The following is a 13,211-nucleotide window of genomic DNA, read 5'->3' on the forward strand; positions in this document are numbered from 1 at the left end:
CGAACAGCCACTCCCTGGTGGGGCCTGCCACTTTCTCCCCCTTTTACAGCAGAAGGACGCCATGCCAGACATAGGTCACCCCACCGACGATCACCCCAGTGGCGTGCTTCCCTTCGAGGTGTCGGCCACCCCGACGCCGGTCCAGCGGCTCCTCCTCCTCGCGGACCAGTACGTGCAGCACAACGACGCACTCGATCGCTCCCTCCTTCCCGGCTCGAATGCCGACCCCGAAGCCCACGTCTCCTCGGCAGGCGAACTCGCCGCAGCCACCCACGCAGCCATCAGGGTGATCACCGACGAACGGCTTCCCAGCAGTGCTGGGTTGTCGACCGTGATGGCCCGCCTCAGACAGCTCTCCTACCTCAGCTCAGGGGCCGGAGCCCACCGTCCGCGCCTCGCCCGCGAGTTGACGGCGCTGGCTCCCGAAGCCGCCGTGGACAGCGCCGCGCTCCTGGCCGCCGAGATCCGGCGGCGCCGACCCCAAGCCAGCGGCGAAGGCGGCCGACTGACCGCACCGCAACACTCCGCCCTTCGGGAGATCGCGCGCGGACACATCGCCACCACGAACTCCCTGGCGCATCGCTACGTCCGCCACCTCGACGTCCCGGTCGCCATCAGCACGGTCCGATCACTGGAAGCCGAGGGGCTCGCCGACCGCATACCGAACTCCGCACCAGCCGCATACCGCAACGGGCCGCTCCAGGACCGCATCCGCCTGACCGCGGCCGGAACGGTCCGCCTCGCAGCCGTGATCGATCTGCCGCCGCCCGCCCCGACCCCGGTGGCCGCCCACCCGGTCCGCTCCGGCCCGTCCCGACACCGCTGACATCTACGGAGCCGCCCCATGAACAGCTTCTCCCTCGACGATCGCGTCCTGGTCTCCCCTCGTTACCTTGCCGGAGCCGGCCCCGACCGCATCGGCGACGCGCTCGGTCCTCTGATCCACCTCTTCGGCTGGCTGCCGCAGCACGACACTGCGACCGGACACGTCAGTATCACCAGCCCTGGCGGCACCATCGTGCTCGATTTCGATCCCAGCGATCGATTCGGCCGGTGGTGGACGATAAGCCACCATGACCCGTACTGGACCGCAGAGTTCAGCCGACAGACGCCGATCGAGGCCGTCGCCGCCGTGACCCAGGTACTCCCCCAGATGATCGGCGACCGTCGCCATTCCGACCAGATGGCCCTCACCACGAGTTCCCTCATGCAAATCGCCGAACTGAGCGGCTGGAATTCCGAGGAGGGAACCCACATCTCGCCTGACGGCCACTGCCGCCTGCATCATACCTCCGCCGGCAACCGCTGGAAATTCCAGCACGACGTCTACGAAGGGTTCGACACCCAGTGGGACGCCTCTTTCACAGGCGCACCCCACCAACTTGTCGCCCACTTCCTCGCCCACCTCGCCTCGTCCGCCCCGGTGGAACGCCGGTTCGGAGATGTCCCCTTCCTCGTGCAGAACTACGAGGGGGCCCACATCACCGCCGCCCGTGGAACCGCGACACCCCCACAGATCCACCATGCCGTGTCCCAACTCGGCAAGACGACCCGCCGTATATGACCCCTGCCTCCATGGAGCATCTACATGCCCGCACGTGACAAGCTGGAACCGATCGAGCAGATCCGCAAATTGTCGGACGAGTTCGAGGCACTGCGCACCGATGTCGGACCGCCTTCGGCCAGCACCCCGTCGACGCAGCTCGGCCCCCTCCTGCTCCGAGCCCAGGGCCTGACCTCTGTCGCCCTCGCCCTCCTCACCACGCTCGACGAAGTCCGGCGCACGGACATGTCCGTCAGCCGGGCCGGCCTGGACCCCTTGGCCAAGGTCGTGGCCTCGTCGGCCGCGGCCGGGGCCGAACTGGCCAAGTCGCTGTACTTCGCCGAGTGGGCAGACCAGCCGTCCCCCGGCCGTGCGGCGCGGAACGACGCGGCGCACGGCGCCCGTGGCGTCGTCCTCCCGCAGGTCACGGATCACCTCGCCGAAGCCGTGCGCCAACTCGGCCTGAGCATGACCGGATGCCGACACGCCGCAGCCGGCATCAGCCAGGACAGGCGCACCACCCCCCGGGCTCCGACACCCCTCACCAGCACCCAGTACGACGCCCTCCAGGCCCTGGCGAGCGGAGAAGGCAAGCTGTGCGAGTTCGGCCGCATGGGCTCGGTTCGTGTCCACATCGGCAATGCCCGTGTCTCGACCGCCACCTTGCGCGTCCTGCAACGGCGCAAGCTCGTCAGGGTCGACGTCAGTACATCGCTGTACCACGGTCAGCGGATCACGCTCACCGAGGACGGGCGGCTCGCACTGACCGGGCCGCGACCCGCAGGACGAACTCCAAGGCGAGGCCCGCAACCGCGGTCGGGGGCACGTACGGCCGCGCCCCTCCAGCCAGGCACAGGCGCCGGCAACGGAAGGCAACCGGCGCCTCCCGCTTCACAGTCGGAGACTCGGCGTCGATGACGTCGGCCCTCGGATAGACCCGCCACCGCATCGCCCATGAAACCGGCACGGAGAACAATCCGACGTCCCCGCGCCGACACCTCGACACTCCTGCAGATTGACCACCAGCAGCTGCTCACCGCCGTCCCATCGAGCCGTTCCTGTAAGGATTCTTCATTACCGCCCCCGAAACCGCGAAATTCCGTTCCCTTTCACTAGGCGCCGGAGTCCAATCCACCGCGCTCCTCCTCCTTTCCGCCCAAGGAGTCCTCCCCCGGGTGGACTATGCAATATTTGCCGACACCGGCTGGGAGCCCCGGGCCGTATACGAGCACCTCGACCGGATCGAGCGCGAGATCGCCCGACCGGCGGGAATCCCGATCCTGCGGGTCTCGTCCGGTAACATTCGCGACGACGCACTCGACGCGAGCAAGCGCTTCGCGTCGATGCCGCTGCATATTCTCAATCCCGACGGCGGCAAGGGGATGTCACGCCGCCAGTGCACGGGCCAGTATAAAATTCGCCCGATCAAGATCCAGGTCCGTGAATTGCTCGGCTACCCCTACCCCCGACGCATCCCCAAAGGCACGTTCGTCGAGCAGTGGATCGGCATCTCCACCGATGAATTCCACCGGGCCAAGGACGCCGACGTCGCCTACATGAAGAACCACTTCCCACTGATCGATCTCGGCCTGTCCCGCACCGACTGCCAGCGGCTGCTGCGCAAACATGGCTTCGGCTCGACCCCCAAGTCAGCGTGCCTCGGGTGCCCTTACCACGGAAATCAGCAGTGGAGGGCCCTGCGCGACACCAACCCGGAGGAGTGGGCGGACGTCGTGGACTTCGATGCCGCGATCCGCTCGGGCAACGCGCGGGCTACCGCTGACGGGGCGCCGCTACTGGGGACTGCGTATCTCCACCGCAGCCGAGTTCCGCTAGCGGTTGCCCCCATCGACCACATCACCGCACACGAACACGCCCTGCTGCAGAACAGCTTGCCCGTGGCTACCGACGAGGTGGAGCAGGGCGAGCCGGACGGTTGCTCACCGTGGTCCTGCCGCGGCGACGAACAGCGACCCGAGCAGGATGATTTCGGATTGACCGCGTGACCCGCGGCTTGCTGCTGGACCTCTTTGCCGGCCCGGGCGGCTGGTCCTATGCGGCCTCCGTACTCGGCGTGCGGGACCTCGGATTGGAGTGGGACCCATGGGCGTGCCGCACCAGGGCGGCTGCCGGGCTGCTGACGATCCGCACGGACGTCTCCGTGTACCCGACATGGCCGTTCGTCGGACGCACGTGGGGGGTGATCGCGTCTCCTCCATGCCAGGCGTGGTCGATGGCCGGGCGGCGGCTGGGGTTGTTCGACCAGCCCCTGGTCCACCAGGCCGTCGCCGATCTCGCGGCCGGGCGCGATACCCGTGCGAGCCTGCTCGTCGAGTGCCGAGACCAGCGGTCGTTGCTCGCAGCCGAGCCGATGCGGTACCTGCATGCGCTCCGGTCTGCTGATCAGCCCGAGTGGGTGGTGATGGAGGAAGTGCCCGACGTGCTGCCGCTGTGGCGCCAGTACACGTCGATCCTGCGCGCCTGGGGGTTCTCCGTCTGGTCGGGCATTTTGAACGCGGCCGATTTCGGCGTTCCCCAGACGCGGCGACGAGCGATCCTGGTCGCTTCTCGTGTCCGCAGTGCGGCTCCGCCCGAGCCAACCCACGCCCAAGTCGCCGAACCGGAATCGCTGTTCGGCCCGGGCCGCGAGCGGTGGATCAGCATGGCAGAAGCTCTGGGCTGGGGAGCAGTCAGCAGGCCGGTGCCGACCGTGTGCGCGGGCGGCGGCCCGGGCGGCGGCCCTGAGCCGTTTCCGGCTGGCGCACGGAAGTCGCTGGAAAGCGCCCGCGACCGAGGCGCCTGGAAGCCCCAGCGCGTATCGGCCGACAGTCGGCCGACCGACCGGGCAGAAAGCCGGCACTGGTCGTGGTCGCTGCGCAGCAACAACCAGACGCACGCCACGGTCCGTTCAGCAACGGAACCAGCCGGCACCCTGTTCTTCGGAAACCGCGCGAACGAATGCCTATGGGTCGCCGAACGCCCGGACAACGCCGCGCCGACGCCGCAGGAGTCTCTCGCCGTGCCGGACCCGATCCGTATCACTGCGGCTGAGGCGGGCATCCTGCAGAGTTTTCCCGCCGACTACCCCTGGGCCGGCGCCAAGGGCCAGCAGTTCTCCCAGATCGGCAACGCCGTCCCGCCGCGACTCGCCGCCCACCTGCTCGCCCCGCACCTCGGCGCCACCCTGGATCGCGACAACTTCACCCTCGCCGCCTGATGCCCCCCACCCCGTCCGAACCCGCCGAAGACGAACCGCCCAGCGCACTGCACTACGCCGAACAGGCCCTCGTCGGTGCGCTGCTCCTCCAACCCGACCAACTGCTGTCCGTCCCCGGCCTGTTGCCCGAGCACTTCGCCAACTCCCTGCACAGCGCAGTCTTCGCGGCAATGCGTCGCCTGACTCCCCCCGCCCCCGACGTCCACCGCGCCCGCCCGATATGGCCGCAGGCCGTCCAAGCAGCCGCGGCAACCCGGGCGCCGGGGCTGGACGCGACCTACCTCAACACCCTCATGGCCGTCTGTCCCCAGCCCGACCACGCGGCCGCCTACGCGCAGATGGTTCGCGCCGAGCACCTCCGCAGAAGCCTGCGCGAGCACGCGATGCGACTCACCCAGTTGTGCGACGACCCGACCCTCCCCGACCCCGCCATGATCGTCGCCAACCAGGCCAACGCCCTCGCCGTCTTCCTCGAACGCGCAGCACCGATGTGGCCGCACATTTCCGGCCCAATGCCCAAACAGGCCGCCCCGGACGCCGATCCGCCGACTCCGGACGCACTCGACGACGAGCGGCTGCTCCTGGCCACCGCCATCGCCTACCCCGACACCCTGGTCGCCTGGCTCCACCCCGAGGACCTCGTCCTCCCCCTACACCAGGTCATATACCGCTGCGTGACCGCCATGGCCCACCGCGGCGACCCCATCGACCCGATCACCGTGCTGTGGCAGGCCCACCAACACGCCGTCTTCTCCGGCTCCGACCCCGCAGAAGTCCTGGACTTCCTCCGGCGTCCCGTCGGTTCCGTCGAGCACTGGGCCGAACGCATCCACACACGCGCCGTCGTCGCAGCAGCCCGAACCGCAGGTCGCCAGATCACCGACCTCACCCATGATTCCACCCATGCCCCCCACCACCTCCTGCACGCTGCCCGCCGCGCCCTCGCCCCCCTTGCCCGGATACGTGCCCGACGGCATACACCCCCACCCACAGCCGCGCCCACCGCCCCACGGCGCCCTCCGGCACTGACCACAGCCCGCGTTGACCGCCAGCGCGGTCGGCCCCCGCCCGCGGAAAGGGCGGCAGCCTCACCCGCGTACCCCAACCGGGGTCCGCGTCCTGCCAACCCACCCGGCACATCACCGCCAATTCCGCTGTAGCGGAACCGACAACCACCGAGAGATCCTTTTTGCAACCCACCGACTCGGCATCCGCCGGTGACCACCCTCTTGATCCGGCAGCGGCCAGCAGGCAACGTCCCGAAGTCGATTTCCACCTGAACGACTTCAGCGCAGACGACCAGATCCTCCAAGCCTTCTACAAACAGGTGGGGTTCGAGGACTGCTTCGTTCCCCTTGCCGAGCATCACACCGCAGACGGGCACAGCTACTACGTTCTGTTCGACGAGTCCGCCACCTATGATCACCCGGGAACTTCGGAGATCGTCGCCCTGCATCTTCGCCGGGACCGGGACAGGCAGACGTTCGACTTCGAGCAGGCGCCGTTGCCGCTGCCGGCGATGGCGCAGTCCTGGCTCATCCACCGCGGCTGCCCGCCCGACGCCATCGGCCTCGACCCCGAACTGGGGCCCCAACCCACGGACGACGCCACGCGGACGCTGGAGCAGCGCCTGGTCGGCGATGGCGACCACTTCGCCATGGGCTACTGCTACACGAGCGACGACCCGGACGACATGGTCGTCGTCGTTGCCCTGCGTTCCATGGACGAGCGCGCGCCGTCGCCATTCCGCGTCCTGGTCCGCGAGATTGACGCCCAGTCGTGGACGCACACCCTGCGCGAGGGAGGCTTCGACACAGTGCACGAAGCCCTCCAGTGGTGCCGCGACCGGCTCACCGGTAAGGCCGGCCCTCTCCCGCCGGTCCGCGCAGCAGCCGCCAACCGCCCCGCCGGTGTGGCGAAAAACCCCGCCACACGTCCGCCCGGCCGCTCGCGCTGAGCGCCCCCAGCCAGCCGACGGGCCGAGCGTACCCGGGAACGGCGGGAAGCCCAGGCTTCACACCCTGTCCGCCGGGCCCTGCGGGGGTCAGGCCCCGCACCGCCGGGTCCCGCACCCGGAACACGGCGGGCTTCGGCCGCCCAAGCCCTCCAAGCACCGAAGCAGACACCATGGAGAAACCGTGACCTCGCATCCTCTCGACTCCGTCGCTGCCCAGGGGACCTCGCCCGTCCACGAGGCGTCGGCGGCAGCAGAGCGCACAGCCCCGCCATTCGTGACGATTCGGCACACCACCACCGGCGAGACCACCACCACCCGCTACAACGCCGCCGCGCGGCGGATATTGCTCCAGGCCGGCTTCGAGGAGGCTCCTGACTGAGCCTGCCCAGCAACGGAAACCGGCACGGCCCAAAGCTGCGCACGAAAGGCATCACCTGCACCCGCTCAGCGTCACCGGGGCGAGCACCCCGTCGATGACCACGCCCGCAGGCCATGCAAGACCGCAACGCACCCGGCGGCCCGCACCCAGCACCACTGCTCCACGCCGACCAGCCACTTCCGCTGTCTCCCCGTCCCGACCGGCGCCCCCGCCCGCACGCGAACCCGTTGAAGGGCCTCCTCTTGACCACACCCAGGCCGCCCGCCACTCCAGCACGTACCAAGGGCGGCGAACTACGGGCCAAGGTGGCCCGACTGCTGGCCGACCGGCCGACGGACTCGCTCACCATCGGGGACATGGCCAGGCGACTGGGCCACTCCCACGGTGCCGTCCGCAACGCCGCCCTGACACTGGCGAAACGGGGCGAGGCCGACCAACACGGCACCGGACAGCCGCAGTTCCGCGCAAACGGCCTGACTGCCGCTGCCGCGCAGACCCCTGTGATCAGCCCGCCCGGCACCCACGCTCCCCGCGTCCAGGCGGCCACGGCCCGCACGACCATTCCCGCAGCAGCTAGGCCGAAGCAGACCGGCCCGATCCGCCGCGCAGGAGGCCAGCTCTACCACCCCCGGGAGCTGGCCGATCTGCCCGACGTCGAAGCTCTGAACCGCCTGCGCGACGCCGACGTGCCGGTGCTGCTCTACGGCCCTCCGGGCACCGGCAAGACGTCCCTGGTGGAGGCGGCGTTCCCCGACCTGATCACCGTCGCCGGCGACGGCGACACCACGGTCGGCGACCTGATCGGCGAGTACACACAGGACGACGCGGGCGCCTACGTCTTCCAGTACGGTCCGCTGGTCACCGCGATGACCGAGGGCCGCGCCCTGCTGATCGACGATGCCACCTTGATCTCGCCGAAGGTCCTGGCGGCGCTGTATCCCGCGATGGACGGGCGCCGCCAGATCCAGGTCAAGGCCCACAAGGGCGAAACCATCAAGGCCGAGCCGGGCTTCTACGTGGTAGCGGGTCACAATCCCGGCGTCCACGGCGCCCTTTTGACCGAGGCACTCGCGAGCCGGTTCAGCGTGCAGATCCAGATCGGCACGGACTACGACCTCGCCCTGGCCCTGAAGATCGATGCCCGGGTAGTCCGGATCGCCCGACACCTCGCCGCCCAAGTCGAACTTGGGGAGCTGGGATGGGCCCCGCAACTACGGGAGCTGCTCAGCTACCAGAAGGCCGAGGCCGTCCTCGGCACCAGGGCCGCACTCGCGAACCTCATCGGGATCGCCCCTCTTGAGGACCGCGAAGTCGTCGCCGCCGCTGTCGGCAAGATCGCCGGCGTCAAGGAGGTCGCACCCCTCACCCTCGGCAAGCAGCTTCCCGCCTCGGCCGTCCGGCAGCCCCCGGGCAGCACCGGCTCCGCACAGCGGGGCCGCTCGCGATGAGCGCCCACCACCACGTCCAGACCCCCGCCATCACGCCCGACGACGCCGCCGCCCTCGCGCGCTGGGACGACGACGGCGCCCCGCCCGCACAGCCCCGTTCCTCGCCAGCCGCATGGCTGCGGGTGGGAGCCGAGCTCGGCGATCGGCTGGTCGCCCTGTCCGGCCGCGAGGACCTGCTCGTCACCTGCCGCCCCGGCACCCGCAGCGGCGCACCGGGCGCCTACTTCCCGGGCTCGGCGGAGATCGAGTTCGACGCCCGTCTGTTCGCCCCGCTGAAGCCCCACGAGATCCATCCACGGATCGTGGGCGACGAGGAGCGGTATCCCGCCGCCTGGGGCGTGTTCGTCCACGAGGCCGCCCACGCGGCCCACTCCGTCTGGACACCGCCTGCCGGAGCAGACCCCCGTGTCGTCGAGGCCGCGCTCCTACTGGAGGAGAGCCGTGTCGAAGGCGCACACCTGATCACGCGGCCCACCGACCGCACGTACCTCCGCACCAGTGCCCGAACCCTGGTCATGCCCGACATCGCCCACCCCACCCTCCAGGGCATCGAGCACGCCGCCGGCGTGGCGGCCCTGATCCTCAGCCGCCGCGACGCCGGCATCCTGGACGCCGGCGAGACCCGGGCCGTCGCCGACCTGTGCGAAAAGGTGCTGGGCGTGAACCTGCTGGCCACACTCACCCGCATCTGGACCGCAGCCCACCAGTGCGCCGACCACGACGCCACGACCATGCTCGCGCACGCCCAGGACTGGTGCGACGCCCTGGACATCGCCTCGCCCACCCTGCCCGTGCCGGAGGACCTCAGCGATCTGCTGTCCGCCGCCGCCGCGGTCGTCCTGGACAGCATGGACGCCAACGACGCCGCCGACCTCGCGGCACGGGCTGCCGCGGACAACGCCATGGCCACGCGGTCCAAGGCACAGGCACAGGACCGCGCCCAGCAGGCCAGCCAGCGACGCAAGGCCGCTGCCACCGCCAAGTCGGTCTTCAACACCCGTGGCACCACCGTCAGTCCCGACGGCACACCGGCGCCCTCCAGCACCCCGGTCACCGGCGCCCGCAGGCCCACTGCCGCCGAGAAGAGTGCCGCCGCGCGCCTGAGCCGCGCCCTGCGTGCCGCCGCCTACCGCGAACGGACCGAGGAGCGGACCACCAGCCCCACTCCGCCCGGCCGCCTCAACATGCGCGCCGCCCTCGCCCGCGACGCTCAGCATGCGGCCGGGTCGGTCCCCACCGCGGAACCGTTCACCCGCACGCGGCGGCGCAGCTCCACCACCCCACCCCTGCGTGTGGGGATCGCCGTCGACGTCTCCGCGTCCATGCGTGCCGCCTGCGCGCCCGTCGCCTCCGCTGCTTGGATCGTGGCACGCGCAGCAGCCCTGACCGACCCCGATTCCCGCACCGCCACCATCGCCTACGACACGCACCTGACCGCCTTGACCCGACCCACCCACCGGGCACCGGAGCGCGTGACAACGGTCGGCGCCAACGGCCGCAGTCACAACCTCGCCAAGGCCCTGGACGCGCTCGACCACGGCCTCGAACTCAGCCGCCCCGGCGCCGGCCGCCTCCTCGTGATCGTCACCGACGCCATCTACACCCCCGACGAAACCGCTCAAGCCGTCACCCGCGTCAAGCAGCTCACGACCGCCGGCTGCGCCGTACTCCAACTCACCCTCACCGCCAGGTCACAGCACCTGCCGGGAACCACCCTGCTCCACCTGCCCCAGCCCTCCAGCGCCCCCGCCGCCATCGCCCAGGCCGCCACCGACGCCATCCGCAGAACACGCTGAGATCATCACACGACCACGAGGAGTGGTGGGACGCCGCAGCCCATCTCGCCGGCCACCCCCCTGCACCAACCGCGTTATCGAGCGACGTGCCGACCCGGACACGCACGGAACCACCCCCGCACCCAGCACGTGCTGCGGCCGCCGCTCGGCGCCGTCCCGGACGGTGAACCAGCGGTCGTCGACGGACACGTCCCGCTCGCCGAGACCTCCACGCCGGCTGCCAACTTGACTGCTCTGCACAGGAGTTCGAACCGGACCAGGAACGTAGCGGCCTCGCACCTCGATCCCCCCTTTGGACCCCATGCCCTCACTCGATCCGTTCCCGCCCCGCCCAGACCAATCCGCCCCCGATCTGCGGACCTTCAGCGAGACCCTCGCGAGTCGCCTCCCCGGCCGCTGGAAAGCCACCGGCAACGACAGCTTCGCCCACAGCCCGATGCACGCTGACGTAGCCGAAAGGCTCTGGGACAACGGCCACGTCGACTGGGCCCTGTACTACTTCACCCACGAGGAAGGCGCCGTGCTCACCGGCCCCGGTGACGAGACGTTCGTCGTCCTCACCCGCCCCCGCCGGCCCCGGCAGTTCTTGGTGGCAGCTCTTGCACCACCCGGAGTCGACCACCCCCTGCGTACCGACCCACCCCGCGGCATCGCCGTAGCCGGCGATCCGATCCGGGCCGCGTCATCCATCGAGCGGCGCCTGCTGCCCCGCTACCGACAGGCCGTCGAAGCCGTACGAACCCCCGCACTACGTCGAGCACATTCGCGTGCCCAAGAAGCCCTGCGCGCCTGGAACTCCCTGTCAGGCTCCCTCTGCGACGAGCAGGGCCTCCCCCTGGACACGGACGACTACCACGCGCATCAATCCGGCCGCGACTGGGACGGCTGGGATGCCCTGGAGACCTTCCTCCACCACGGCCGAGCCGCGCTGGACCACGCAGACGCTGTGCTCCCCACGCTCCGGCTCCCGGACGCCACGACCGACCGGTGGCGTGACCACCTCCGCACCCTCAATGGCGCCTTGGACGACGGCACCCGCATCCGCGACACCTGGGAGGCCCTCATCGTCTTCCTTCTCGACCGCATTCACGGCCCAGAACGCTGGACCGCCTACGGCCACGCCATCGAGGCCCGCAACGCCCACGCCTGGCCGGCCGTGCGCACCTTCATCGACCACGCCTCGGTACTGCACAGCATCGACACCGCCGAGCAACAGCGCGTTGCGCCCCTCACCGCGGGAACGGTGCCTCCACCCCCGCTCCGGCTACCGCGGCGAGCCCCCCGTCGATGACCATGCACGCGGGCCGCGCAGGACGGCAAGACACCCGACAGCCCGCACCGACCGACCACTGCTCCACGCCGATCAGCCACTTCCGGCCGTCTCACCGCCCCGTCGTGCCGAGCGGATGTCCCAGGTGGCCCGCATAGAAAAGCAGCACGTTCAATGACCCCCGATTCCCTTGATGCACACGTCCTGCTCGACCTGCATCCCGACCACCCCAGCGCCGTGACCGCCGTCGTGACCGGCCCGCAGGTGGGCGTCGCCGTCACCGTTCTGGAAGCCGCGGGGTGGGATGTCGTAGCGAAGGACACCCTGGTCCTCGCCCGAATCGACCACGAGGAGCCCTACTGGGCGAACGACACAGCCCGGGAACTCACCGCCGAAGGCGCGAGTGTCGAGATCACCCCCAGGCTCCAGGCGGCCATCGACGAGGAGTGGACCTGGGCCAACTACCCGACCCCGTGGTCCACCCGCAGCGAAATACGCGAAGTCTCCGACGCCGCCCAGAAGATCTACAGCGACATCCGCCACGGCGACCTTCTCATCCACGCCCACGCCACCGATAACGGCATCACCGTCGCAGTCGGCACCTACTTCACCGCCGACCACAAGAGTGTCCACCTCCACGGCGAGAACCACCTTCGCCAGGTAACCGACACCTACGACTCGCCCGCCGCGGCCATGACGGCATTCGAGCAACGCCACGGCACCTCGATGCTCCCCGGCCCGGCTCCGATGACCGATACCGAACGCGCGGCCGCTGAGGCCCGCACCCCGCCCGCCGCGCACGAACCGCCGCACCCGCAACTCGACACCGTCCCCGCCTACGCAGGCGACGCCGGCGACCACGACGCGCTCCTGACCCGGTTCCTCGACACACACAACGACTGGGAGAAATGGCGCACATGGTCGGACGACACCACCCACGCCATCCACGAATCCCAGATCCTGCGCATCGAACTCGTCCACGAGGCACAGGCACGGGAGACCGCATGGACCGTCGCCGCCTACGAAAGCCCCGTCTCCGACCGCACCTGGGTCCTCACCGCCACCGGCGCCACGCCCGCACCCATCCTGCAACACCTTCTCGACCACCTCGCCGACGCCGAGGACGTGGAGGCTGAGACCGACGCCAGGGTGAGCGAGGGCGGCATCGCCGCCGCCACCATCCCCCTCGCCAGCGCGGGTTGGAATCGCACCGTGAGCGGTCGCCAGATCCGATGGATACCTCGTGCCGGGGACGCCGCCGTCCAGTACGACGGGGACGCCGCCCGCCACCCCAACCAGGACCTCGCCGCATGGACTGTGCAGGCCGGACGACACCTCGGACGGCCGACCTGGAACCTCACCGCTTCCGCCCGCGCCCCCCGCTCACTGATTGCCCACCTCGCCGACATCCTCACCCGCGAAGTCGGCACCCGTCAGCCGCACACCAGCAACCGCACACCCCCGTCAGCTCCCGGCACCACCCTCCCGGCCGGCCCCATCAGACGCACCCGCTGAACACGCCCCGGCGCCCGTAGGGCAGTTCGCACACCGGACTCCCGCCCGACCGTGGTGAGCAGACCATCAGAGCGGGCCGACGGCAG

12 protein-coding genes are annotated in these 13,211 nt (G+C 70.1%); all 12 read left to right on the forward strand.

Annotated features, from left to right (window positions below; all coding sequences use genetic code 11):
• Positions 1 to 61: 61 nt before the first annotated feature.
• Complete coding sequence (locus tag AC3EVP_RS00430; protein ID WP_435124620.1) at positions 62 to 826, forward strand: hypothetical protein; 765 nt, start codon at positions 62 to 64, stop codon at positions 824 to 826.
• 18 nt (positions 827 to 844) lie between these two features.
• Positions 845 to 1,564, forward strand: coding sequence for an SPDY domain-containing protein (locus AC3EVP_RS00435; protein ID WP_435124623.1), 720 nt, complete (start codon positions 845 to 847; stop codon positions 1,562 to 1,564).
• 24 nt (positions 1,565 to 1,588) lie between these two features.
• On the forward strand, positions 1,589 to 2,461 hold the full coding sequence (locus AC3EVP_RS00440; protein WP_435124626.1) for a hypothetical protein: 873 nt from the start codon (positions 1,589 to 1,591) through the stop codon (positions 2,459 to 2,461).
• A 257-nt stretch (positions 2,462 to 2,718) separates the two neighbouring features.
• A complete protein-coding gene (locus AC3EVP_RS00445) occupies positions 2,719 to 3,549 on the forward strand; it encodes an adenine nucleotide alpha hydrolase family protein (RefSeq protein ID WP_435124628.1) in 831 nt (276 codons plus the stop codon).
• An 8-nt stretch (positions 3,550 to 3,557) separates the two neighbouring features.
• Positions 3,558 to 4,760, forward strand: a complete 1,203-nt coding sequence (locus tag AC3EVP_RS00450) for a DNA cytosine methyltransferase (RefSeq protein WP_435125535.1) — start codon at positions 3,558 to 3,560, stop codon at positions 4,758 to 4,760.
• Positions 4,760 to 5,920, forward strand: coding sequence for a DnaB-like helicase N-terminal domain-containing protein (locus tag AC3EVP_RS00455; protein WP_435124631.1), 1,161 nt, complete (start codon positions 4,760 to 4,762; stop codon positions 5,918 to 5,920). Before AC3EVP_RS00450 ends, AC3EVP_RS00455 begins: the two co-directional genes overlap by 1 nt.
• A gap of 29 nt (positions 5,921 to 5,949) precedes the next feature.
• Entirely contained in the window at positions 5,950 to 6,717 is a 768-nt protein-coding gene (locus AC3EVP_RS00460; protein ID WP_435124634.1) for a hypothetical protein, read from the forward strand.
• 181 nt (positions 6,718 to 6,898) lie between these two features.
• A complete protein-coding gene (locus tag AC3EVP_RS00465) occupies positions 6,899 to 7,096 on the forward strand; it encodes a hypothetical protein (protein WP_435125615.1) in 198 nt (65 codons plus the stop codon).
• 305 nt (positions 7,097 to 7,401) lie between these two features.
• Positions 7,402 to 8,544 (forward strand): AAA family ATPase, encoded by a 1,143-nt coding sequence (locus AC3EVP_RS00470; RefSeq protein ID WP_435125538.1) that lies wholly within the window; start codon positions 7,402 to 7,404, stop codon positions 8,542 to 8,544.
• Positions 8,541 to 10,340, forward strand: a complete 1,800-nt coding sequence (locus tag AC3EVP_RS00475; protein WP_435124637.1) for a hypothetical protein — start codon at positions 8,541 to 8,543, stop codon at positions 10,338 to 10,340. The genes AC3EVP_RS00470 and AC3EVP_RS00475 overlap by 4 nt, the downstream gene beginning before the upstream one ends.
• Positions 10,341 to 10,776: 436 nt before the next feature.
• Positions 10,777 to 11,631 (forward strand): hypothetical protein, encoded by an 855-nt coding sequence (locus AC3EVP_RS00480; protein ID WP_435124640.1) that lies wholly within the window; start codon positions 10,777 to 10,779, stop codon positions 11,629 to 11,631.
• A 153-nt stretch (positions 11,632 to 11,784) separates the two neighbouring features.
• A complete protein-coding gene (locus AC3EVP_RS00485; protein ID WP_435124642.1) occupies positions 11,785 to 13,125 on the forward strand; it encodes an SPDY domain-containing protein in 1,341 nt (446 codons plus the stop codon).
• Positions 13,126 to 13,211 lie beyond the last annotated feature (86 nt).

It is taken from the genome of Actinacidiphila sp. bgisy144, from assembly GCF_057708105.1.

Coding starts and splice junctions, on each gene's coding strand:
- AC3EVP_RS00455 (WP_435124631.1), top strand. CDS start 4,760: ATGCCCCCCACCCCGTCCGAACCCGCCGAAGACGAACCGCCCAGCGCA.
- AC3EVP_RS00440 (WP_435124626.1), top strand. CDS start 1,589: ATGCCCGCACGTGACAAGCTGGAACCGATCGAGCAGATCCGCAAATTG.
- AC3EVP_RS00435 (WP_435124623.1), top strand. CDS start 845: ATGAACAGCTTCTCCCTCGACGATCGCGTCCTGGTCTCCCCTCGTTAC.
- AC3EVP_RS00430 (WP_435124620.1), top strand. CDS start 62: ATGCCAGACATAGGTCACCCCACCGACGATCACCCCAGTGGCGTGCTT.
- AC3EVP_RS00485 (WP_435124642.1), top strand. CDS start 11,785: ATGACCCCCGATTCCCTTGATGCACACGTCCTGCTCGACCTGCATCCC.
- AC3EVP_RS00475 (WP_435124637.1), top strand. CDS start 8,541: ATGAGCGCCCACCACCACGTCCAGACCCCCGCCATCACGCCCGACGAC.
- AC3EVP_RS00480 (WP_435124640.1), top strand. CDS start 10,777: ATGCACGCTGACGTAGCCGAAAGGCTCTGGGACAACGGCCACGTCGAC.